The sequence below is a fragment of the Nocardioides sp. NPDC000445 genome (genome assembly GCF_040300245.1).
Lineage (GTDB): Bacteria > Actinomycetota > Actinomycetes > Propionibacteriales > Nocardioidaceae > Nocardioides.
This window is the reverse complement of record NZ_JBEPDH010000001.1, coordinates 410096-432105: the sequence shown is the minus strand read 5'-3', so window position 1 is coordinate 432105 and position 22010 is coordinate 410096. Positions and strand designations below refer to the sequence as shown.

The window sequence follows — 22010 nt, the reverse complement described above, 5'->3', positions numbered from 1 at the left end:
ACGATGAACGCGATCCGTCAACGAGCCGGTGTCAAGGGCGTCATCGCCCTGGTGATCGTCGGCTCCCTTCTCACCTGGGGCGTCGTCAAGCTCACCTCCGGGCCCGACTACAGCCTGACCCTGCTGATGCCCTCGGCCGGCACGACCTTCGAGGACGCCGGTGTCATGATCAAGGGCCAGCGCGTCGGGAAGGTCACCTCGGTCGGCGTCCGCGATGGGCAGGCCGAGGTCGAGGTCGCCATCGAGGACGAGTACGCCCCGCTCCGCGCCGGCACCACTGCGCGGATCAAGTGGGCGTCCGTGCTCGGCACCCGGATGATCGAGCTCGTCCCCGGCGCGAGGACCAACCCGGAGATGCCCTCAGGGCACCTGGTCACCGGCAACGCCGAGGCCGTCGACATCGACGAGCTGCTCGCCACCCTCGACGCGCCCACCCGCAAGCAGCTGCAGACCCTCGTCGCCCAGCTCAACAAGACACTCGCCGGCACCCAGCCGGACCTGCGGAAGACCCTGGCCGACGCCGGACCGACGGTGAAGGCGATCGCCGATCTGCTCAGCGCGATCGCCCAGGACGGGCCGGCGCTGAAGAAGATCATCAAGGAGCTGCACGGCGTGACCTCCAACGTCTCGGCCAACGATGCCGAGCTGGCGGCCAGCATCAACAACCTCAACACGCTCACGACCCAGATCGCGGCGCGCCAGGCCGAGCTCTCCCAGAGCATCGAGAAGCTGCCCGAGACGATCGACTCGGCCACCACGGCCCTGGAGGCGGTCCCCGAGCCGGTCGACTCCACCCGGAAGGTGCTCCGCACCCTGCGGCCGTCGACCGACCGGCTTCCGGCGATCGCGAAGCAGGCCAATCCGGTCCTTGCCGACGTACGTCCCGCTCTGGCCATGTTGCCCGGCACCCTCGCGGATGCCCAGGAGCTGCTGCAGTACACGCCGGGGCTGGTCAACGACGCCAACGCCATCCTGCCGACCGCGACCAGCGCGCTCGAGCAGGCCGGCCCGATGGTCTCCTACCTGCGGCCGTACACGCCAGAGCTCGTCGGCTGGCTCAGCAACTGGAACGGCGTCTTCGGCAGCCGGGACGCCTCCGGCCACTACGCCCGTGCGCTGATCACCGCGTCGGCGAGCAGCTTCGACCAGAACCCCGGCGTCATGCCGCCGGGCATGAAACAGGACGCGCGGCCGCTGCCGGGCTCGATCGCCGGCCAGCCGTGGACCGATGCAGAAGGGGACGGGCTCAACTGATGATGCTCTCGAAATTCACCGTCATCTCCGCGACCGTCGTGGTCGGGGCAGCGACGGCAGTCACCGGCACCAACTTGATGGGAAGCTCCGTGAGCCGGTCCGAGCTGGTGGGCTACTTCGAGGATGCCAGCCCTCTCGAGGTCGGCAACGAGGTCCGCACGTCCGGTGTCCAGGTCGGCAAGGTCAAGTCGATCAAGCTCGAGAAGGGTGTCGCCCGGGTCACCCTCGATCTCGATGAGGACGTACTCCCGGTCCACGAGGACGCGAAGCTGCTCATCCAGCCGATCAACGCCCTCGGTGAGAACTACGTCTCCATCGAGCCGGGCAAGGAGTCCTCGCCCTACCTGAGGAACAACACGGTCCCGCTGAAGCAGACCGACTCGGCCGTCAACCTCCAAGACGTCTTGGACACGCTCGACGACCCGACCTCGACCGCGCTCGCGGCGCTGGTCAGCACGCTGGGCGAGGGCACCATGAACGGCGGCGGCCAGAAGATGGCCGATGCTCTCAAGGCGCTCGCACCGTTGATGAAGGATCTCGACCAGGTCGGCGCCATCCTGCGGAGCCAGAACGAGGTGCTCAACGACCTGATCGCCAAGGCGGACCCGGTCGCCGCATCGCTCACCGGCGAGAACGGGAAGCAGCTCGACCTGCTGATCTCGCGTGCGCGACAGACGCTGGACGCTCTGGCCGATGAGCAGGCGGCGCTCGAGGCGACCATCGCCGAGCTGCCGGCCACGCTGAAGGAGGCCCAGCGCACGCTGACCTCTCTCGAGACCGTCTCCGAGACGGTCACCCCCACCCTGAAGAAGGCCCGCCCGGTCACCCGCGACCTGGCCGAGATCGCCGACGAGATCAACCGGTTCTCGCCCTACGCCGACCCGGCCTTCGACTCCTTCGGGCCGCTCTTCGCCGAGCTCGACGCGCTGCTGAAGCGGATCAAGCCGATCACCGAGGACCTGCGCGCCTCCGGCGACAACCTGCGTACGACCGCCTCGGAGCTGCGGCCCGTGGGTGACGAGCTCCTGGACGAGCACCTGGGTGACCTGATGTCGTTCGTCACCAAGTGGGCGCTGAGCACCAACTCCCGCGACGGGCTGAGCCATTACTTCCGCGGGCTGGTCCACGTCACGCCCGAGGCGCTCAACTCGCTCGTCGGTGCCGAGGTGCTGCCGAACATCGGCACCGTCGGCGGGGAGAAGCCTGCGAAGGGCGCCGACAAGACCGACGAAGCGCTCCCGGACCTCACCGGCCCGCTGACCGAGGCAACCGATCCCAACAGCGCGACCGGACTCACGTCCTCGCAGGAGCAGAACCTCCTCGACCAGCTCATCGGAGGCCACTCATGAGCGCACGACTGCACCGACAAGACGCCCGGCGACTCCTGATCGGGATCGTCGCGATCGCCGCCGGCGGCGTGATCGCCTACGTCGGCACCCTGGTCCAGGGCGGCGGTGCGCTGCCCCTGAAGGACCACACCGAGGTGTCTGCGTACTTCGACGACGTCGGCACCCTGAAGCCCCAGCAGAACGTCACCCAGAACGGCATCCGCATCGGCGTCGTCACGAACATCTCCTACGAGAACGACCAGGCGCTGGTGAAGATGCGCCTGGACGGCGACCGAGAGCTGTACGCCGACGCGACCGCCGCGGTCGGCAACGCCTCCGTCCTCGGCCGCAAGTTCGTCTCCCTCGATCCCGGCACGGCGAGCTCCGGCCTGCTCGGAGGGAAGCCGATCGCGGCCGAGAAGACCACGAGCTCCGCCGACCTGAACACGGTGCTCTCCGCGCTGCCACCCAAGGCTCGCAAGGGCTTGCAGGTCGGGCTGCGCGAGGTCGGCGGTGGGGTATCGGGCCACCAGAAGGACCTCTACAGCGCCCTCCAGGTCGCGCCCGGGATGATGGACGACGCCACGCTCGTGCTCGACACGGCATCCGATCCGAAGACCGACCTGGACGGCCTGCTCGTCACTGGGGACCGGCTGGTCTCACACATCCACGGGCACGAGCGACAGATCCAGACTCTTGTCACCACCACCAACACCACGCTCGGCGCGGTCAACACCGACGACACCGAGCCACTCCGCCAGACGGTGGCCCAGGCGCCCACGACGCTGGTGACCGCCCGCCAGGGTCTGTCCGAGATCAACCCGGCCCTCGACGACACCGCGAATGCGGTCACCGAGCTGCGCCCAGGCGTCGACGACCTGGTCGAGTCGGTGCCGAACCTGCGCGACTTCCTGGTGGAGGCGCCTCCGGTCGCGGTCACCGTGAAGAAGTTCGCCGAAGGGTCCGCGGAGCCGGTCGGGACGCTGGTGCCCGCCGTCACCAAGGTGGAGCCGACCGTCGGCCGCGCCCGCGAGACGCTCGGTAGGACCGCACCGACGCTGGAGGTGCTCAGCCCGTACGCCCCCGACGCCGGCACGCTCTTCTGCGAGCACGACCTGCTCAGCGGCAATTACGGACCGGACAAGCACTACTTCAGCGCGATGCTCGTCTTCCCGGGCGTCTACGTCGCCAGCCAGCCCGACCCGCTCGCGAACGTCGATCCGTACTCCGGTCCGGGCAAGGCGTTCTCCCACGGTCTGAAGTACGGAAAGGGGAAGTGCTGATGTCTGTGTTGACTCGTCGGGCGGTGGTGCTCATCGTCGTCCTGCTCGCCGCCCTCACGGCGCTGGCCTTCAAGACCCAGCTGTCGCTGCTGGTCCGCTCGGGCGACACCATCCACGCGACCTTCGACCAGAACTACGGTCTGGTCTCCGGCAAGACGAAGGTGAAGGTCGCCGGGCTTCAGGTCGGTGTCGTCTCGGACGTACGCCAGGATGCCGATGGCACCACCCACGTCGACATGAAGATCGACGACGGTGTCAAGGAGCGGCTCGGCGCGAAGCCCAGCGCCCGGGTGGAGCCGCTGACCGTCCTCGGTGGCCAGTACGCCCTCAACCTGGTGCCGGGCGGATCGGGGGAGTACTCCGAGGAGACGATCCCGAAGAGCCGCACCCATGTTCCCGTCGAGCTCGACGCGATCCTGGCTGCGCTGCCGACGGAGACCAGGAAGGACCTGCAGGGGACCATCAAGGAAGCCGGTGCGACCCTGTCGAACAAGAACCAGAAGCCCATCCGGTCGTTCACCCGTCAGGCGCCGCAGGTCCTCGACCCCTCCACGAAGCTGCTGACCTCGGTCCAGGGCACCCGGCCGCAGCGCGACCTGCCCGAGCTGATCGGCAATGTGGAGAGTCTCGCGGCCACCCTCAACGAGCAGGACGCTGCGCTGGCCCGCAGCCTGGTGAACCTGAACACCACGACGACCACGATGGCCGACCACAGCGACGACCTCTCCGCGACCGTCGCCGGCCTGCCCACGGCCCTGGACGAGACGAAGGCCGCGACCGACCAGCTCACCCCGACGCTGCGTCAGCTCGACCGGACCGCGGTCGGCCTGCAGCCCACCGCGGAGGAGGTCGGCCCGCTGGTCAGGACCCTCGAGCCGATGCTCGCCGACACCAGGCCGGTCGCAGCCAAGCTGCCCGGGCTGCTCGAGGACGCCCAGCCGCTGGTCCAGGACCTGGTGCCGACGGCGAGGACCACCAAGCCGATCCTGAAGGACATCAAGGGTCCGGTGATCGACCGCGTCAACGGCCCCGTCCTGGAGTCGCTGGGAAGCACCTACCGCGGGACCGGCCCGTTCAAGGACACCGGCGGTGGCGTCCAGGCGGACAACAAGTTCTATCAGGAGCTCGCCTACATGGTGACCAACCTCGACCGGGCCTCGATGACCCAGGACGCGCAGGGCAGCCTGCTCAACTTCCAGGCCGGTGTCAGCGCCGGCAGCGTCGCGCCGCTCAACCTCGACGACGCCCTCGCCCAGCTGATCCCGCAGCTGAAAGGTGAAAACTGATGGTAAGCCTCAGCACCCTCGCCGACCGGATCCGGAACACCCCCGGGCTCAAGCGCGACACGATCGCGGTGGCCATCGCGCTCGTGGCCGGCCTCGCCGCGACCGTCTACGTTCTCGGCAACCAGCACATCCGGCTGCCGTGGCAGGACCGCCAGTCGGTCGCCATCGAGTTCACCGCGGCCCCCGGCGTACGTCCCGAGGCGGTGCAGGAGGTCCGGATCGCCGGTGTGCCGGTCGGCCGGATCACCGCGGCCGACCCGACCGACTCCGGCACCGCCCAGGTCACCGTGGAGTTCGAGAAGGAGCAGCGGATCTACCGCAACGCCACCGCGATCCTTCGCACCAAGGCCCCGCTCAACGTCATGTACATCGAGCTCGATCCGGGCGGCCCGCCCGCCGATCTGCTCGAGGACGGGGGTGCGCTCCCGGTTGCGCAGACCAAGCGAGCCGTCCAGCCGTACGAGGTTCTGGACAAGCTCGACGCGCGCACCCGGGCGGCGCTGACCTCGCTGATCGACCAGACGCAGATCGGCCTGAAGGATGCGCCGACCACGCTCCCGGCGGGACTGGACGCGACCACCGCGACCATGAAGCAGTGGGAGCCGGTCATCAACGCCCTCAACGAGCGGCGTACGAACATCTCCCAGCTGGTCACCTCGCTGACGACCATCTCGGAGGCCGTCGGCCACGACAGGCAACGGCTCACCGAGCTGACGACCTCGATGGACAGGACCCTGGGCGCCGTCGCGAAGCGTGACAAGCAGCTCTCCGAGTCGCTGGACACCCTGCCCGGGTTCACCGAGCAGCTCTCCGGGTCGATGGGCGAGGTCAACGATCTCACCGGTCAGCTGGACCCGACCCTGAAGGACCTCGACAAGGCCTCCGACACGCTGCCCGAGGCGGTCGAGAACCTCGACGGCACCGTCGGCTCGGTCCACAACTTCGTCAACGGAGCAGCTCCCGTCGTCGACCGTGCCGGGCCCGTGGTCGACGACCTGCGGCCCTTCGTCGCCGACGCCAACCCGGCGCTCGCCGACCTGAAGCCGGTCGTCGGCTACCTGCCTCAGGCCACGAAGGAGCTGGTGCCGTGGATGGACGACCTGGCCGCCTTCACCTACCAGACCTCGTCCTCGTTCAGCCTCTACGACGCCAACGGCGGCATGGGCCGCGCCAACCTCCACGTCGACCTGACCAACCCCACCGGCGGACTCGCCGACGAGGGCATCGACCAGGGCAAGAAGGGAGACACCCCATGAGTGTCACGCTGCGCACGATCCCGACCACCCGCTCCCGGTTTCGGCCGCGTACGTCGGTCGTGGTGATCCTGGCCATCGCGCTGCTGTGCGTGCTCGGGTTCGGCTACCTGTGGAAGGGTGCCGGCGGGACGCTCCCGGGCGGCGACCGCGCCTACCAGGTCTCCTTCGAGTCGGCGGACCTGAAGAACCTCCAGGAGGCCGGTGAGGTTCGCGTCGCCGGAGTCATCGTCGGCCGGGTCGCCTCGACCGAGGTCGAGGGCCGCACCGCACGCGTCGTGCTGGATCTCGACGACGAGGTGGCGCCGCTGCACGAAGGCGCGACCGTCCGCGTGGGCGTCAAGTCCGTCATCGGCCAGTCCTTCGTGGACATCAAGGACGGCACCGGCGAGGAGATCCCGGACGGGACCACCCTGTCGCCGGAGTCGGTCCAAGCCGCCACCGACATCGACGAGGTCGTGCGTACGTTCACGCCGCAGACCCGCAAGCAGCTCGCCGCGGCCCTCACCGACCTCGGCACGACGACCGACGGCACCCAGCAGAGCATCACCCAGGTGATGGAGGGGCTGGGCCAGATCGGCGGCACCGGCTACACCGCGGTCGACGCGCTGGCCGCGCAGAACGACGACCTGCAGTCGCTGGTGCAGGAGACGAACGCGATCCTCGCCGCCGCCGACACCAACCGCGGGGCGATCGTCTCGGTGATCGACAACACCCAGCGGATCACCCAGGCGACCGCCGGGCAGCAGGAGGCGCTGGCGGCCACGATGCAGCGCCTGCCCGGACTGATGAGCAGCGCGCGGGTGGCGACCGGATCCCTCGGTGAGCTCTCCGGCGACCTCAGCCCGGTCGTACGCTCCCTGGACCAGGCGGCGCCCGACCTCAACGCGGCGCTGGTGAACCTGCCCTCGGTCACCGCCAGCCTCGAGGCGCTGCTTCCCTACATGAACGGTGCGCTGAAGATCGCGCCGGAGACCGTCAACCAGCTGCCGGCGCTCTCGCGCAACCTGATCGCGATCACGCCCTACCTCGACCTGCTGCTGCGCAACATCAACCCGATGCTGACCTACATCGAGCCGTACGCGAACGACATCGGCTCCTTCTTCGGCAACTTCGGCGGCGCGTTCGACATCCCGCTCGAGAACGGGGTCGCGCCGGCGCGGCTGGCGACGATCTTCAACGAGTACTCGGTGCGCGGCAACCCGCTGAACCTGCAGACGATCAACCCGTTGCACTGGAACAACCCCTACCCGGCTCCGGGGCAGGCGGACGAGCCGGCACCGTTCAGGGGCAAGGCTCCGCGGGTCGAGGAGGACAAGTGACCTGGAGGTCCGCGCTGCTGGTGCTCCTCGTCCTCGTGGCGGTGGGATTGGGGATCTCGCGCGTGGAGGTCGACACCAAGGTCGACTCCTTCGTCCCCGCCGGGGACAGCGCCGACCGGCAGCTGCGGGCCTATCAGGAGACGTTCGGCGGCGACGCCGTCGTCGTGGAGATGAAGGGCACCACCCAGCTCGGGCTGGTCCTGGACCCGACCGAGCTGGTGCGCCTGATCCGCCTCGAGGGGTCGCTGTCGGGCCTGCCGAACGTGCACAGCGTCTACGGGCCCGGCACGGTGCTCAACCAGACCGCGGGTTCGGTCAAGGGGATGCTGGCCCAGGTCGCCGGCGCGCGTGACCAGATCCGCAACGTCGCCGAGGCCAAGGCTCGGCGCCAGCACAAGAGCAAGGCCGAGATCACCGCGGCCGGCGACGTCGCGCTCGCCCCCTTCGACCGCCGCTACGGCAAGCTTCTCGCCGAGGCGCTGCCGGTCGGCCTCCCGACCGTCCAGAACCAGAAGTTCGTCGCCTCGGTGCTGATGGACCGTGCCGGCAACCCCCGCCCGGAGTGGCGGTTCCTGGTGCCCAGCGCCAAGTCGGCCACCCTGCTCGTCCGGCCTGAGCCCGGCCTGGACCAGGAGCAGACCCGGCGCCTGGTGGCGGAGATCCGCAAGGCCGTACGCGGCTCCGGGCTGAGCATCGAGCGGCCGGTCGTCTCGGGCGTGCCTGTCGTCGTCTCCGGTGTCGCCGACCGCGCTCACACGGAGATCCTCCGGCTCGGCGCGGTGGCGCTCGGCGCGGTCGCGCTGGTGCTCGTCTGCGCGGGCTGGAGCCGGCGGCGCAGGCACAGCCTGCTGCCGCTCGGCTGCGCGCTGCTCGGGACCGCGACCACCGTCGCGGTCTTCGGCCTGCTCGGGGTGCCGCTCTCGCTCGGTGCCGCCGCGTTCCTGCCGGTGCTGCTCGGCGTGGGCAGCGACTTCCCACTCTACCTGCTGCAGGCCGAGCGGCTGCGCGGCGTGCTCGTCACAGCGGGCGCGGCGGCCGCGGCCTTCGCCAGCCTCGCGCTGACCCCACTGCCCTTCGTGCGCGAGTTCGGTCTCGCTCTCGCCCTGGGCCTGGTGCTGACCGTGGGCTGGGCCCTGGTGCTGCGCCTGATGATCGGACGGGTCGAGCCGCGAGCCGCGGCGAGCAGGACGCGCCGCGCGCTGAGTCTGTCGCCCAAGGTGGCCAAGGGCAGCATGGTCGTGCTCGCAGCGGCCGCGATCGCGGGCTGGGTGATGCTGCCGGGGATGCGGATCCAGTCCAGCCCCGAAGAGCTCGCCCAGGGCGTACCCGAGCTGGCCGACGCGGCTCGCATCGAGCAGACGCTGGGCTTCTCCGGCGAGCTCGACATCGTGCTGCGCGGCAAGAACGTCGCCTCGCCCGAAGCGATCGCCTGGTCGCAGCAGGCCCAGAGCCTCGTCGTGCGCGAGCACGCCGACCAGATGCGGCCGCTGCTGACGTACAGCCAGCTGCTCGCCTTCCTCGGGGGCAGCGCCACCGCGGCACAGGTCAGCGCGGGCACCGAGGTCGTCCCGGACTATCTCGCCGACGCCGTGCTGTCCCGCAACCACCAGGCCGCGGTCGCCACCTACGGCATCACGCTCGACGACGTACGCGCCCAGCGCCGGCTCATCGAGTCGCTGCGCCGGGAGCTGCCGGAGCCACCGAAGGGCTACCGCGTCGAGATCGTCGGCCTGCCCGTGCTCGCCGCCGACGGCCTGAGCGCGATGGAGGATGCCCGCTACACCGTTAACGCGGTCGGCATCCTCGTCGCCGCGCTCCTGGTCGGGCTCGGGCTGCGCTCGTGGCGTGCCGGCGTACGCGTCCTGGCCACCGCCCTGCTCGCCGCCGGCTGGCTCTTCGCCGCCGTCCGGCTCGCCGGCATCGACCTGAGCCCGCTCACCCTCGCCATCGGGGCGCTGGTGACGGTCACGTCGTGCGAGTTCGTCACCATGCTCGGAGAGCGAAGACTGCTGGCCTCGTCGGGCCGGACGGTCCTGACCGCGGCGATCGCCGGCGCGGTCGGCTATCTCGCCCTCGGGCTCTCTGGCCTCACCGTGCTCCGCGACTTCGGGCTCCTGCTCGCCGCCGGCGTCATCAGCTCGTACGCCGCCGCCCATCTGGTTGCCCGCCTGCTCGGCACGACGGAGCACCAGGCTCCGGAGCCTGAGTCCGGCGAACACCCACCCACACGAGAACTCCAGGAGGTCAGCGCATGACCAAGCTCGCCATCAAACCTCTCCACCTACGCTCGATGGTCCCGATCTGGTGGCCTCGGCTGCTCGCCGCCGTGGTGGCGGTTGCGGTCGTCGGCGCGGGCGCGTTCCTCGTCGTGCAACGCGCCAACGCGCTTCCCTCCGACGCCGTGATGCAGGTCGGCGACCGGACGGTGAAGATCTCCGAGCTCGACAAGCGGATCAAGGTGCTCGGCGGGCTCTACAACGTCAAGCAGCCCACGGAGGGGGCGAAGAAGGCCTCCTTCCGTCGCGACGCCGCCAAGTCGATGGCCGTCAGCCTCATCCTCGAGCGGGCCGCGAAGAAGAAGGACATCACGGTCACCCGCACCCAGGCGCAGCAGCAGCTGGACAAGGTGATCGAGTCGCAGATGCTCGGCGACCAGAGGACGTACGAACAGTTCCTCGCCACCGCCGGGGTCACCGAGACCGAGGTCCTCGCCGAGATCACCCGCGTCATCGCAACCAGCCGGCTCTACTCCGAGATCACCTCGAGCGTCCCCGAGGTCACCCAGGCCGAGGTCCAGAGCTACTACGCGGACCACAAGGCCGAGATGGTCACCCCGGAGCAGCGCTCGATCAGCAACATCGTGGTCGCTACCGAGGACGAGGCCGAGCAGGTGCTCGCCGAGCTCGGCAAGGGCACGGCGTTCGCGACGCTCGCGAGGACCACCTCCCGCGACTCCAGCACCGCGGCCAAGGGTGGCAGCCTCGGCGCCGTTCAGGCCTCCCAGCTCGAGGACACCTACGCCAAGAGCGCCTTCGCGGCTCCGCGTGGCAAGGCCTTCGGCCCCGTCCAGACCAGCAACGGCTGGAACGTCGGCCTGGTCACCGAGATCACCGAGCCGATCCCGGTCAGCCTCGACCAGGCCGCCCAGACCCTGACCCAGACACTGACGACCCAGGCTCAGACCAAGGCCTGGAACACGTGGCTGGGCCGCCAGATCAAGGCTGCCGAGGTCGAGTACGCCGACGACTACCGTCCCAAGGACCCGGACGCTCCGCCGAGCACCCCGGCCGGCTGAGCTCAGGGGACGAAGACGACCTCGCGGGCCAGCAGGTCCGCGAGGTCGTCCTCGTCGAGCCCCAGCAGGTCCCGGCAGATCGACTCGGTGTCCGCCCCCGCCAGCGGGGCCGGCCCGAGGGTCGGCACCTCGAGCCGCTCGTACGCCGCCGTTGGGTCCTCCGCCGGCAGCGTCTGCTCCAGGAGCGGGTGGCTCAAGGTCGTGTAGGTCCGGCGATGGATCAGCTGGGGGTCCTCGCGCAGCTCGGGCAGCCGGAGCATCGGTGCGGCCGGCAGCCCGCGCCCCTGGAGCTGCTCGCTGATCTCGGCCGGCGAGCGTACGGCGGTCCAGGCGCCGACCGCGTCGGCGAGCCCCCGGTCACCTGCCTGCACGGCGTCGCGGAGCGTCTCGACCTCGCCGGGGGTGCGCGCGTCGATCACGCACCACTCGTCGTCGCCTGCGCACGCGAAGACACCGCCGAAGATCTCCCGTCCGCGGTTGCCGACAGCCGAGACGGACCCCGGTCGCAGGCTCTCCAGCAGCGCCAGGTCGGCGAGCTGGTGGAGGACGACGTCGGACTGGGCCATCCGCAGGTGACGCCCGCGTCCGTCGCGGCTGCGCGCGAGCAGAGCGGCGGCCACGGAGAGAGCGCCGAGGCGGGCGGCGACATGGTCCGGGAAGACCGTGACGCCGTCCCAGGACGCGGTGTCGCCGGCGGCGTACTTCCACAGGCTGGTCACCCCGCAGGCCGCCCGTACCAGCGGGCCGTAGCCGAGGCGCTGAGCCCACGGCCCGTCGGCGCTGAAGGCCGAGCTCTCCAGGACGACGATGCCCGGGTTGGCGGCGGCCAGGGCCGTGAAGCCGATCCCGAGCGAGTCGAGCGTGCCCGGCTTGAAGTTGGAGAGCACCACGTCGCTGTGCCGGGCCAGGTCGAGGAAGAGCCGTCGTCCTTCGTCGGTGCGCAGGTCCAGCCCGAGGCTGCGCTTGCCGCGGTTCCCCCACGCGAACGAGGCGTTCATCGCCTCGCCGTGCCGGGTCTGGCGCAGCCCGTCTGGGTAGGTGCGGCTCTCGACCTTGATCACGTCGGCGCCGAGATCGGCGAAGGCGCGTCCAGCCTCGGCGCCGAAGACGATGACGCCGAGGTCGAGGACGCGGAGACCGGCGAACGGAGCATCGTCCGCGTCCGGGCTCAGGTGGACCCGCTCTTCGCGAGGCGTCCACGCGTCGGCTGTGGCGACCTGCGTCGGCAGGTCCGGACTCGGCGTGCGCAGGCCGAGCAGGTGTCCGTCGGCGGTGAGGTAGCCGATCGGCAGGTTCGCGGTCAGGCCGGGAGCCACCTCCGTGCTCGAGACGGTCCCGGCATTGGTGAAGTGGTCCGCGGCGAGCGCCTCCCCGAGGGAGAGCACCTGGGCGAGCGGGATCCCGCGCGTGGCCGCCTCATCGACCAGGTCGGCCGCGGTGCGGTCGGCGAAGAGCGCCTCGATGAGCGGCTCGAGCCGGTCGGAGGCGGCGACACGAGCGGTGATCGAGTCGTAGCTGGGGTCGGCGAACTCGGCCGGCTCGCCCAGCCAGCCGAACATGCCCCGCCACTGGCGCTTGGACAGCAGGCACAGGCGTACGAAGCCGTCCGCGCAGCGGTAGATCGGATAGGAGTCGGCCGGCGGACGTCCACGCCGGAACTTCCCCGAGCGCCCGGCAGCGGCCGATCCCTGCACTCCGAACGCCGGGTCGAGCCCGGTCGCCACGGCCTCGTGATGGGACAGGTCGATGGTCTGTCCCTGGCCGGTTCGCGTCCGCTGGGTGTGGGCGACGATCGCCAGCCAGGCGGCCTGAGCGGTGGCCGTCGCGGTCGCGAGCTGCGCGGGCGGAACCAGCGGTGCCGCGCCCGGTCTGCCGGAGCGCGACATCGCGCCCCCGAGGGCGAGCAGCGTACGGCCGGTCGCCTGCCAGTCGCGTCGCGGACCGGTGAGCCCGAACGGTGAGGAGATCACCGCGACCAGGCCTGGACTGGCCGCGCGCAGCTCCGCCAGACCGATGGCATCGGCCGTGGCGGGGGAGAGGAAGACGATGTCCGCCTCCGCGACCAGCGCGCGAGCATCCGCCCGGCCCTCGGCGGTGGCGAGGTCGGCGACCAGCGCCGACTTGTTGGCGTTGCGGACGCTGTAGGGCAGCGAGCGGCCGTCCACGACGGGTTCGTCGGTCCGGGTCCGGGCACCTTCCGGGGGTTCCAGCTTCAGCGTCTCGGCGCCGAGATCCGCCAAGAGGCGGGCGGCGCCCTCTCCGACGGCGTCTCCCAGATCGGCGACGCGGACTCCGGTCAAGAGCAGTTCAGCAGCCATGTTGTTTCCTCCTGGTTTCAGATTAACCTAATGCCGTACGGTTTATCTGCCAATGTCAGGAGCTTTGAGATGACTGCTGGTCCCGTGGTCGACTACCAGGTCGAGGGAAGGGTGGCGACCATCGCTCTCGACCGCCCTGAGCAGGGCAACGCCATGACGCTGCGCCTGTGCAGCGAGCTGGTCGACGCGATCGACCGGGCCGAGGCCGACGACGAGGTCGCGGTGGTCGTGCTGACCGGGCGGGGCCGCAACTTCTGCGTCGGCGCCGACCTCGACGAGGGGTTCCATCACGGCGACCGTGACCCCTCGCCCGAGCATGCGGCCTTCGTGGAGCGCTTCGGTGCTCTGGGTGGCGTGCCCCGCGATGCGGGCGGCGTGGTCACCCTTCGGATGGCTGCGATGCTCAAGCCGGTCGTGGCAGCGGTCAACGGCGCCGCCGTCGGCGGGGGTGCCTCGATGATCCTGCCCGCCGACATCCGGGTGGTGGCGGAGTCGACCCGGGTGGGCTTCGTCTACACCCGGCGCGGGATGCTCATCGAGTCCGCAGCAAGCTGGTTCCTGCCGCGACTCGTGGGCACTGCCCGTGCCACCGAGTGGGTCCTCACCGGCCGCCTGCTGTCCGCCGGCGAGGTGGTCGCCGGCGGACTGGCCGGACGCGTCGTTCCTGACGCCGACCTCCTCGACGCCGCTTACGCCATCGCCACCGAGATCGCCGAGCGAGCCTCGACCGTCGGGGTCTCGCTGTCGAAGCAGCTGATGTGGAGCATGTGGGCGGCGCCGAGCCCGTGGGAGGCTCACCGGATCGAGTCGCGCGGCGTCTACGAGCTGCCCGGCCTCGGCGATGTCGGTGAAGGGGTCGCGGCCTTCCTGGAGAAACGCGACCCGGCCTTCCCGCTCCGGGTGCCCCGCGACTACCCCGAGTACGGCCCGCGCTGGCCCGGCTCGGGATCGACTCAGTAGGACGTGAGGCCGCCGTCGACGGTGAGGGTCGTGCCGGTGACGTACGTCGAGGCCGGGCTGATCAGGAAGAGCAGTGCGGCGTCGAGCTCGTGCTGCTCCCCGAAGCGTCCGAGCATGCTCTGCTCGGCGACCATCTCGCGGAGAAGCTCACCCTCGCCGGCGGTCATCTCGGAGTCGAAGTAGCCCGGGCACAGCGCGTTGACCCGGATCCGGCGGCGGGCTGACCACTCCCCGGCGAGGTTGCGGGTCAGGCCGATGACGCCGGCCTTGCTGGCGGCGTAGGCGGCCTGCGGGTAGCGCGGCGCCACTTGGCCGAGCACGCTGGCCACGTTGACGATGGAGCCGCCGTGCTCCATCCGCGCGGCGCAGGCGCGGGCCATCCAGAACGTCCCGTTGAGGTTGACGTCGATCAGGCGGCGGAAGCCCGCAGGTGTCTCCTTCAGGGAGGAGACCGCGGACCCCAAGCCGGCGTTGTTGACCAGTCCGTCGATGCCGCCGAACGCCGAGACCGCCACCTCGGCGACCCGCTCGCAGTCGTCGGGGTCGGCGACGTCGGCGACAGCGATCGCCGGCTCCGGGCCGATCTCGCGCAGCTCGTCGGCGAGGGTCTTGAGCCGGTCCTCGCGCCGAGCGGCGATGACGACGTTCGCTCCTGCGTGGGCGAGGGCGCGGGCGAAGCCGGCGCCCAGGCCGCTGCTCGCGCCGGTCACGACGACGGTGCGCCCGTCCATGCGGAAAAGGTCGAGCGGGTTCATGGCCACCTCCGGGGGAATCTATGCGTTGTGGTTCACAAACCTAACATGATTAGATAAAGTGACGCATCGGAAGAGAGGTGAGACGGATGACCGAGGAGTGCAGGCGAGTCCGGGTCGTCGAGCGACAGGACCTGGCCGACGGGGTCGTCGGCCTGGTGCTGGAGCCGCTCACCGGCGAGCTTCCGTCATGGGATCCGGGCTCGCACGTCGACGTCCTTCCTGATGGCGGTGAGATCCGGCAGTACAGCCTGTGCGGCGAGGTCGGCGACCGCACCCGTTACCGCGTCGCGGTGCTGCGGGTCGAGGACGGTCGCGGCGGTTCGGTCCGCATCCACGACAAGCTTGTGCAGGGAGACGAGCTCGACCTCCGTGGCCCGCGCAACCACTTCCGCCTCGAGCCGGCCGAGCGCCACATCTTCATCGCGGGCGGCATCGGCATCACGCCGATCCTGCCGATGATCGCTGCTGCGACGGCCGCCGGCTCCGACTGGAGCCTGGTCTACGGCGGCCGCTCGCGTGGATCGATGGCGTTCCTCGATGAGTTGGAGGCGTACGGGGATCGGGTCGACCTGTGGCCCCAGGACGAACGAGGGCTGCTCGACCTGCCCGCGGTCCTTGGTGAGCCGGTCGACGGCCGGCGTGTCTACTGCTGTGGCCCGGAGCCGTTGTTGTCGGCGGTCGAGCAGGAGATGAGTTCGCGGCCGGGGGAGACCCTGCACACCGAACGCTTCGCGCCGAAGGAGCTGGTCGAGACCGGCGGGGCTGCGTTCGAGGTCGAGGTCTCCTCGACCGGCGCGCGGGTCGAGGTCGCCGAGGACGAGAGCATCATCGACGCTCTCGCCGGTATCGGGATCGAGGTCGACTTCTCCTGTCGCGAAGGCACCTGTGGGACCTGTGAGACCGGCGTCCTCGGCGGGGTTCCCGACCATCGCGACTCCGTGCTCAGCGACGACGAGCGGGCCGCCAACGACTGCATGATGATCTGCGTCGGCCGCTGCCGCACGGGTCCGCTCATTCTTGACCTCTGAATCGCTCTCGGGGCATTGACAGTGACGCACGTCACGGGTTACAAATCTGTTATCTACAACCAATAGGTTTATTGAAGGAGATGCCATGAGCGCCACCATCGGTTCTGCTCTTGCTTGGTGGGCGCGGACACAGCCGCACGCACCGGCCTTCGTCTTCGAGGACGAGACGCTCGACTACGCGACAGTCGAGCACTGGTCGAGCCGGTTCGCGCTCCGCCTCCAGGCCGACGGTGTCCGACCCGGCGACCGGGTGGGCCTGATGGCCCCCAACGACGTCCCGTGGCCGGTTGCGGCCTTCGGGATCCTGAAGGCCGGCGCCGTCCTGGTGCCGCTCAACAGCCGGTTCACCGCCACCGAGCTGCGCAAGGTGCTCGACGACGCCGGCGCGACCACCGTGGTGACCGACGACTCGCTCGTCGCCACCGCCACCGAGGCCGGCGCTAGCGGGTCCCCGGTGAGGGTGGTCCCCTTCGCCGACCTGGTCGCGCTGCGCGACGGAGGCCCGGAGACCTTCCGCATCGACCGTGGCGATGAGGATCCGATCTCGGTGATCTTCACCAGCGGGTCCACCGGGCGCTCCAAGGGTGTCGTGCTGACCAACCGCACGCTGCTCAACATCGTCTTCGAGGCCAGCCTTGTCGAGCAGGGATTCCATCGCGGATCGACCGCGCTCCTGGTGCTGCCGCTGGCGTTCACGCCGGGGCTGGTGTGGGGCATGCTGATGTCGACCGTGCTCGGCGGCAAGCTCGTGATCGAGAAGCAGCTGGTGCCCTCGCGGGCGGTCCGGCTCATCGAGGAGCACAGCGTCGAGGCCATCTTCGGCGTGCCGCTCATCTACCAGGCGATCGCCGGGGCCCCGGAGTTCGCCGACGCCGACCTCTCGTCCCTCTCCACCGCCGTCGTCGGCGGCGCGGCCGTGCCGGGCGCGCTCCTGGAGGCGTGGGCGAAGAAGGACGTCGCGCTGCGCCAGATCTACGGCATGACCGAGGCGGGCGGCATCGCCACGTCGACCCCGGTCAGCGAGTTCCGCGACCACCCCGACAGCTGCGGTGCCGGCCACATCTTCACCGAGGTCGCCGTGATGACCGCCGACGGCGAGTTCGCCGCTCCCGGCGAGACCGGTGAGCTGGTGATCAAGGGGCCGGGCGTCACCCCCGGATACTGGGAGTCGCCGGAGATCAACGCTCAGGTCTTCCGGGACGGCTGGCTGCACTCCGGCGACCTCGGCGTCTGCGACGAGGATGGTCGGATCAGGTTCGTCGACCGCCTCAAGGACCTGATCATCACCGGCGGGATCAACGTCTCGCCGGTCGAGCTGGAGCAGGTCCTGGCCGCGATCCCCGGGGTCGGTGAGGTCGCCGTGATCGCGGCCACCGACCCGAAGTTCGGCGAGACGCCGGCCGCGATCATCCAGGCCTCCGGTGACCTCACCGAGGAGGACGTGATCCGGGAGGCGTCGAAGGTGCTGGCCGACTTCAAGGTGCCCCGCTACGTGGTGCTCCGTGACGAGCCGCTGCCGCGGCTGCCCAGCGGAAAGATCAGCAAGACCGACATCCGCACGGAGTACGCCGACCTGGTCGAGCAGTACCAGAAGGTCCGCTGACCCGTCCGCCGCCAGCCCGCCCATGCACGACGACGTATGACGAGAAGGAAGCCATCCATGAGCACAGCCCCGGTCGAAGCCGACAACCAGATCGTCACGCTGGAGCGCAGAGGCCACGTCGCTGTGGCGACCATCCGTCGGGCGGAGGCGATGAACGCGGTCAACTCGGCGGTCTCGGTCGGACTCGGCGCGGCGCTGGCCGAGGCCGACGCGGACGAGGACGTACGCGTGCTCGTGGTCACCGGAAGCGGGCGGGCGTTCTGTGCCGGCGCGGACCTCAAGGCGCTCTCGCGGGGCGAGCGGGTCGACGACCCCGACCATCCGGAGCGGGGCTTCGCCGGCTACGTACGTCACTACGTCTCGATCCCGACGATCGCGGCGGTCAACGGGTTCGCGCTGGGTGGGGGCACCGAGATCGTCCTCGCCTCCGATCTCGCCGTGATCGACGAGGGGGCCAAGCTCGGTCTGCCGGAGGTCAAGCGTGGCCTGATGGCAGCGGCCGGCGGCGTCATCCGTACCCAGCGGCAGGTGCCGCTCAAGCACGCCCTCGAGATCGCGCTCACCGGTGACCCGGTGAGCGCGGAGCGGGCCGTCGAGCTCGGCCTGGCCAATCGGGTCGCGCCCGTCGGCACCGCTCTCGAGGTCGCCCTGGAGCTTGCCGACCGCATCGCCGCGAACGCGCCGCTGTCGGTGGCCGCGACCAAGGAGGCCCTCCACCGGACTCTCGCGGCCGGCTCCGACTGGGACCAGGGGCCCTGGGAGATCAATGACCGGGCGATGGCCCGGATCATGCGCTCGGAGGACTTCAGGGAAGGCACTCGGGCATTCGCGGAGAGACGCGATCCCGAGTGGAAGGGTCGCTGACATGGCCGACGTCGAGCTGGTCGACGGGATCCGCCGGCTCGTCATCGTCGGCGCGTCCCTGGGGGCCGCGCGCGTCGTGGAGGAGGCCCGCCGGATCGGCTTCGACGGCGAGATCACCGTGATCGGCGAGGAGCCGCACGGACCCTACGACCGGCCACCGCTCACCAAGGAGTTCCTAGCCAAGGAGTCCGGGACGGGGGAGGAGGACCCGGCGCCGTTCTGGCACCTGCCCGACCCCGACTCGCAGGACGTGAAGCTCTTCACCGGCACGAAGGCGATCTCGCTGGACTCGCGCAACCGGCGGGTCCGCACCGACAAGTGGGACATCGACTACGACGCGCTGGTGATCGCCGTCGGTGCCCAGCCGCGACCGCTCGAGGTCGACGGTGCCGAGCTCGACGGGGTCACCACGCTGCGTACCCTGGACCAGGCGCGAGCCATCCGAGCCTCCCTCGAGCCCGGCGCACGTGTCGTGGTGGTCGGGGCCGGGTTCATCGGCGGCGAGGTCGCTTCCAGCGCCCGCGCCCGTGGCGCCGAGGTGACGCTGGTCGAGGCCCGGGAGCTTCCGCTGGTCGACGCGGTCGGTTCGCTCGTCGCCGAGCGTCTCGCCTATCTGCACCGGCAGTACGACGTCGAGCTCCTCACCCACACCAAGGTGCGCCGGATCCGTGGCCAGGGCCGGGCGGAGAAGGTGTCCCTCAGCGACGGCACCACGGTGCCGGCCGACCTGGTGATCGTGGGCATCGGCGTCGAGCCCGCAACCGCATGGCTGCGCGGCTCGGGGGTGGCGATCAGTGACGGCGTGGCCTGCTCTCCCTACCTGGAGAGCACGGTTCCCGGGGTCTATGCCGTGGGCGACGTCGCCCGCTGGGTCAACCCGTGGAACGGGCGGTCGACCCGGATGGAGCACTGGACCTCCACCGGCGAGCAGGCCGAGTTCGTGGTCCGTAACGCGCTGACCACCGACCGCCGCCCGTGCAGCATCACTCCGTACTTCTGGTCGGAGTGGTACGGCCACAAGCTCCAGCTCCTGGGTGAGCCGGCCGATCAGGTCGAGCTCATCGGTCACGGGGGCGCCACCGACCCGTTCCTCGCCCAGTACCGCTACGACGGCCAGCTGGTGGGCGCCTTCGGATTCGACCGCACCGGGCCGCTCATGAAGCTGCGCGCCGCTGTCGCCGAACGGCTCTCGTGGCAGTCGATGCTGCGCCGCCCCGAGGGCACCGCACGGACCTGACCCGCTGCGCCAGACCGGCCGGCGGCGTACAGTCATCACTTGAAATATCTAAAATCATTAGTTAAGAGGAGGTACGTCATGACGGACGACGTCCATACCGACCGCGAGGCGCGGATCAGGCGTGCTCTGGACCACCTTCGTAACGACACGACGGACCAGTTCGAGAAGGTCGAGCCGTTCGAGGCGCACGAGTTCACCGACCCCGACCTGGCGGCCCGGGAGCGCGACCTGATCTTCGGGCGGGTGCCGACGATCGTCGCCCACGGGTCCGAGATCCCGAAGACGTACGACTTCAAGACCGTGCGACTGCCACGCAACAACATCATCATCACCCGTCAGCGCGACGGGGGTGTCAAGGCCCTGGTCAACCTCTGCCGCCACCGCGGCGGGCTGCTGGAGGGTGATCCGTGCGGCAAGCGCCGGCTGTTCTCGTGCCCCTATCACCGCTGGTCCTACGACATCGACGGCACGCTGCGCACCATCACGCGGGACACCACCGTCGGTGACCTCGACCAGGCCGACTACGGCCTCGTCGAGCTCCCCGCAGAGGAGCGCCACGGCTTCATCTGGGTCGTCGACAACGCCGACGCGGAGATCGATGTAGCCGCCTGGCTGGGTCCGGAGATGGACGAAATCCTCGCCGGCTACGACCTCGGCGGACTCGGCTGCATCCGTGCCGAGGGCTTCGAGGAACCGGTGAACTGGAAGGTGATGCAGGACGCGTTCCTCGACGGCTACCACATCCAGTACGCCCACCCGAACTCCGCCGCGAAGTACATCCACACCAACGTGATGGTCTTCGAGGACTTCGATCGGCACTGCCGCTTCATCGCCCCGCGTAAGAGCATCGACCGCTGGCTCGAGGAGGAGCCCGGTGACCGCAGCCTCGTCGAGGACGTGACCGAGACCCACTTCCTCGGTCCGAACAGCACGCTGCTCAAGCAGCCCGACCACTTCCAGCTGCTCACCTTCCGCCCGCACCCGACCTCGCCGACGCACTCGGTCATGGAGATGCGCCTGATCGTGCCGTCCGCGGACGAGGCCGGCATCACCCAGGAACGCTGGGAGTACCTGTGGGAGAAGAACTGGCAGATCCTGCTCGCGGTACTCCACGCCGAGGACTTCCCGGTGCTGCGCGACTCCCAGAGCGCGATGGGCAGTGCCGATGCCGGGTCGATGGTGCTCGGTCGAAACGAGGTCGCCAACCAGGTGTTCCGACGCCTGCTCAAGCGCCTCCTGGCCGAGACCCCCGAGACGGACGAGACGGGCCAGGCATGATCACCTACGCGTGGCGTACCGAGCTGGCCGACAACGAGCTGGCGGACGTCGAGAGCCTGCTCGAGCATGCGGTCGAGTACGACGCCGAGGCCGGCTTCTCGACGGCCACCCCGACCACGGCGGATCGCGGAGAGGTCCGCCACCTGCTGGTCTCGATCGCGCCGCCCGGCGAGCGGGGCAGCGTCGCGCTCGACCGGCTGCCGGATGTGCCCGTCGTGGCGTACCTGCGTCTCGATGTGCGGGGGGAGATCGCCGACGTTCAGCTCGTGGTGCGGCCCGAGTTCCGCTCTCATGGCATCGCCACGCTGCTGGCCGAGCTCCTCGACGAGCAGCCGACCGGCTGGTCCTCCGTCGAGGGCGTACGCCGCCTGAGGGCGTGGGCGCACGGCGCCCACCCCGCCGCCGAGCGGATGGCACGCCGGTTCGGCGCGCGGGTCGACCATGCGCTCTTCAAGACCCTGCGCTTCATCGGCGGGTCCCGTCCGTTCGTCGGTGAGGACCTGAAGCCGGCCGTCGAGCCTGACCTCGACGGTCCGGACGAGACGGTCGAGGGTCATCTGGCCGCGATGGCGCCTGGGGAGCGGTCTGTGCTCGCGCGGGCGCGGACCCGTCTGGTCGCGCCCGCCGGAAGCGTCCTCGTCGGCGTCGACGAGAAGGATCCAGCGGGCCATCCGGCCTGCATCGCAGTCGACACCGCGGGTGTGGCCGCCGACGACCTCCGGGCTCTGCTCGCGACAGCGCTCCTGCGGGTCCAGGCCGATGGCGCCCGGGTCGCCCAGATGTACGTCGATGCCCTGTCCGAGGCCTTCGTGGGTGCCTCCCGGGCGCTCGGATTCCAGCATGACCAGTCGGACCTGCTCTACGTCAGGGCCCTCTGAGGACTGGCCGCCACGCCGTGTGCGGGGTAGGGCATTGACCGCGTAAACCTAATTGTATAAGTTTTGCG

Annotated in this window: 17 protein-coding genes; 15 read left to right on the top strand and 2 right to left on the bottom strand. The window is 70.0% G+C overall.

Translation table 11 applies throughout. The features are described 5' to 3' along the window. Positions 1 to 3 precede the first annotated feature (3 nt). From ABT304_RS02000 to ABT304_RS01965, 8 genes are read left to right on the top strand one after another with little or no spacing between them, the layout of a single operon-like run. Positions 4 to 1254: an MlaD family protein gene (locus ABT304_RS02000; protein ID WP_350713113.1), complete on the top strand. Its 1251-nt coding sequence runs from the start codon at positions 4 to 6 to the stop codon at positions 1252 to 1254. Continuing rightward, positions 1254 to 2603: an MlaD family protein gene (locus tag ABT304_RS01995; RefSeq protein ID WP_350713112.1), complete on the top strand. Its 1350-nt coding sequence runs from the start codon at positions 1254 to 1256 to the stop codon at positions 2601 to 2603. The genes ABT304_RS02000 and ABT304_RS01995 overlap by 1 nt, the downstream gene beginning before the upstream one ends. Further along, the gene (locus ABT304_RS01990) at positions 2600 to 3865 is read left to right on the top strand and encodes an MlaD family protein (protein WP_350713111.1); all 1266 of its coding nucleotides are present in this window, start codon (positions 2600 to 2602) and stop codon (positions 3863 to 3865) included. The genes ABT304_RS01995 and ABT304_RS01990 overlap by 4 nt, the downstream gene beginning before the upstream one ends. Beyond that, positions 3865 to 5151 (top strand): MlaD family protein, encoded by a 1287-nt coding sequence (locus ABT304_RS01985; protein WP_350713110.1) that lies wholly within the window; start codon positions 3865 to 3867, stop codon positions 5149 to 5151. Before ABT304_RS01990 ends, ABT304_RS01985 begins: the two co-directional genes overlap by 1 nt. Continuing rightward, positions 5151 to 6407, top strand: coding sequence for an MlaD family protein (locus ABT304_RS01980; RefSeq protein WP_350713109.1), 1257 nt, complete (start codon positions 5151 to 5153; stop codon positions 6405 to 6407). The genes ABT304_RS01985 and ABT304_RS01980 overlap by 1 nt, the downstream gene beginning before the upstream one ends. Then, a complete protein-coding gene (locus ABT304_RS01975; protein ID WP_350713108.1) occupies positions 6404 to 7726 on the top strand; it encodes an MlaD family protein in 1323 nt (440 codons plus the stop codon). Before ABT304_RS01980 ends, ABT304_RS01975 begins: the two co-directional genes overlap by 4 nt. Continuing rightward, positions 7723 to 9981 (top strand): MMPL family transporter, encoded by a 2259-nt coding sequence (locus tag ABT304_RS01970; RefSeq protein ID WP_350713107.1) that lies wholly within the window; start codon positions 7723 to 7725, stop codon positions 9979 to 9981. The genes ABT304_RS01975 and ABT304_RS01970 overlap by 4 nt, the downstream gene beginning before the upstream one ends. Then, entirely contained in the window at positions 9978 to 11021 is a 1044-nt protein-coding gene (locus tag ABT304_RS01965) for a peptidyl-prolyl cis-trans isomerase (RefSeq protein WP_350713106.1), read from the top strand. Before ABT304_RS01970 ends, ABT304_RS01965 begins: the two co-directional genes overlap by 4 nt. Before the next feature lie 2 nt (positions 11022 to 11023). Here ABT304_RS01965 and ABT304_RS01960 read toward each other — a convergent pair whose 3' ends face one another. Continuing rightward, positions 11024 to 13339: a CoA transferase gene (locus ABT304_RS01960; RefSeq protein WP_350713105.1), complete on the bottom strand. Its 2316-nt coding sequence runs from the start codon at positions 13337 to 13339 to the stop codon at positions 11024 to 11026. A 69-nt stretch (positions 13340 to 13408) separates the two neighbouring features. Here ABT304_RS01960 and ABT304_RS01955 point away from each other — a divergent pair, with 69 nt between their 5' ends. Then, on the top strand, positions 13409 to 14299 hold the full coding sequence (locus ABT304_RS01955) for an enoyl-CoA hydratase-related protein (protein WP_350713104.1): 891 nt from the start codon (positions 13409 to 13411) through the stop codon (positions 14297 to 14299). Here the strand turns inward: ABT304_RS01955 and ABT304_RS01950 are convergent. Next, a complete protein-coding gene (locus ABT304_RS01950; RefSeq protein WP_350713103.1) occupies positions 14293 to 15030 on the bottom strand; it encodes an SDR family NAD(P)-dependent oxidoreductase in 738 nt (245 codons plus the stop codon). The two genes, ABT304_RS01955 and ABT304_RS01950, sit on opposite strands and share 7 nt — an antisense overlap. A 110-nt stretch (positions 15031 to 15140) precedes the next feature. Between ABT304_RS01950 and ABT304_RS01945 the strand changes: the two genes are divergently transcribed. The 6 genes from ABT304_RS01945 (at position 15141) to ABT304_RS01920 (ending at position 21942) form a co-directional block, all read left to right on the top strand. Continuing rightward, complete coding sequence (locus tag ABT304_RS01945) at positions 15141 to 16082, top strand: PDR/VanB family oxidoreductase (protein ID WP_350713102.1); 942 nt, start codon at positions 15141 to 15143, stop codon at positions 16080 to 16082. An 85-nt stretch (positions 16083 to 16167) separates the two neighbouring features. Next, a complete protein-coding gene (locus ABT304_RS01940) occupies positions 16168 to 17685 on the top strand; it encodes a class I adenylate-forming enzyme family protein (RefSeq protein ID WP_350713101.1) in 1518 nt (505 codons plus the stop codon). Positions 17686 to 17742: 57 nt separating this feature from the next. Next, the gene (locus ABT304_RS01935; protein ID WP_350713100.1) at positions 17743 to 18549 is read left to right on the top strand and encodes a crotonase/enoyl-CoA hydratase family protein; all 807 of its coding nucleotides are present in this window, start codon (positions 17743 to 17745) and stop codon (positions 18547 to 18549) included. 1 nt (position 18550) lies between these two features. After that, positions 18551 to 19786 (top strand): NAD(P)/FAD-dependent oxidoreductase, encoded by a 1236-nt coding sequence (locus ABT304_RS01930; RefSeq protein ID WP_350713099.1) that lies wholly within the window; start codon positions 18551 to 18553, stop codon positions 19784 to 19786. Positions 19787 to 19864: 78 nt separating this feature from the next. Then, positions 19865 to 21064, top strand: coding sequence for an aromatic ring-hydroxylating oxygenase subunit alpha (locus tag ABT304_RS01925; protein ID WP_350713098.1), 1200 nt, complete (start codon positions 19865 to 19867; stop codon positions 21062 to 21064). Then, positions 21061 to 21942, top strand: a complete 882-nt coding sequence (locus ABT304_RS01920) for a GNAT family N-acetyltransferase (protein WP_350713097.1) — start codon at positions 21061 to 21063, stop codon at positions 21940 to 21942. Before ABT304_RS01925 ends, ABT304_RS01920 begins: the two co-directional genes overlap by 4 nt. Positions 21943 to 22010 lie beyond the last annotated feature (68 nt).

Excerpts from the sequence above, each read along its gene's own strand:
- ABT304_RS01935 (WP_350713100.1), top strand. The coding sequence starts at position 17,743 with ATGAGCACAGCCCCGGTCGAAGCCGACAACCAGATCGTCACGCTGGAG.
- ABT304_RS01940 (WP_350713101.1), top strand. The coding sequence starts at position 16,168 with ATGAGCGCCACCATCGGTTCTGCTCTTGCTTGGTGGGCGCGGACACAG.
- ABT304_RS01930 (WP_350713099.1), top strand. The coding sequence starts at position 18,551 with ATGGCCGACGTCGAGCTGGTCGACGGGATCCGCCGGCTCGTCATCGTC.
- ABT304_RS01920 (WP_350713097.1), top strand. The coding sequence starts at position 21,061 with ATGATCACCTACGCGTGGCGTACCGAGCTGGCCGACAACGAGCTGGCG.
- ABT304_RS01925 (WP_350713098.1), top strand. The coding sequence starts at position 19,865 with ATGACGGACGACGTCCATACCGACCGCGAGGCGCGGATCAGGCGTGCT.
- ABT304_RS01990 (WP_350713111.1), top strand. The coding sequence starts at position 2,600 with ATGAGCGCACGACTGCACCGACAAGACGCCCGGCGACTCCTGATCGGG.
- ABT304_RS01985 (WP_350713110.1), top strand. The coding sequence starts at position 3,865 with ATGTCTGTGTTGACTCGTCGGGCGGTGGTGCTCATCGTCGTCCTGCTC.
- ABT304_RS01960 (WP_350713105.1), bottom strand. The coding sequence starts at position 13,339 with ATGGCTGCTGAACTGCTCTTGACCGGAGTCCGCGTCGCCGATCTGGGA.
- ABT304_RS01995 (WP_350713112.1), top strand. The coding sequence starts at position 1,254 with ATGATGCTCTCGAAATTCACCGTCATCTCCGCGACCGTCGTGGTCGGG.
- ABT304_RS01965 (WP_350713106.1), top strand. The coding sequence starts at position 9,978 with ATGACCAAGCTCGCCATCAAACCTCTCCACCTACGCTCGATGGTCCCG.
- ABT304_RS02000 (WP_350713113.1), top strand. The coding sequence starts at position 4 with ATGAACGCGATCCGTCAACGAGCCGGTGTCAAGGGCGTCATCGCCCTG.
- ABT304_RS01955 (WP_350713104.1), top strand. The coding sequence starts at position 13,409 with ATGACTGCTGGTCCCGTGGTCGACTACCAGGTCGAGGGAAGGGTGGCG.
- ABT304_RS01950 (WP_350713103.1), bottom strand. The coding sequence starts at position 15,030 with ATGGACGGGCGCACCGTCGTCGTGACCGGCGCGAGCAGCGGCCTGGGC.
- ABT304_RS01945 (WP_350713102.1), top strand. The coding sequence starts at position 15,141 with ATGACCGAGGAGTGCAGGCGAGTCCGGGTCGTCGAGCGACAGGACCTG.
- ABT304_RS01980 (WP_350713109.1), top strand. The coding sequence starts at position 5,151 with ATGGTAAGCCTCAGCACCCTCGCCGACCGGATCCGGAACACCCCCGGG.
- ABT304_RS01975 (WP_350713108.1), top strand. The coding sequence starts at position 6,404 with ATGAGTGTCACGCTGCGCACGATCCCGACCACCCGCTCCCGGTTTCGG.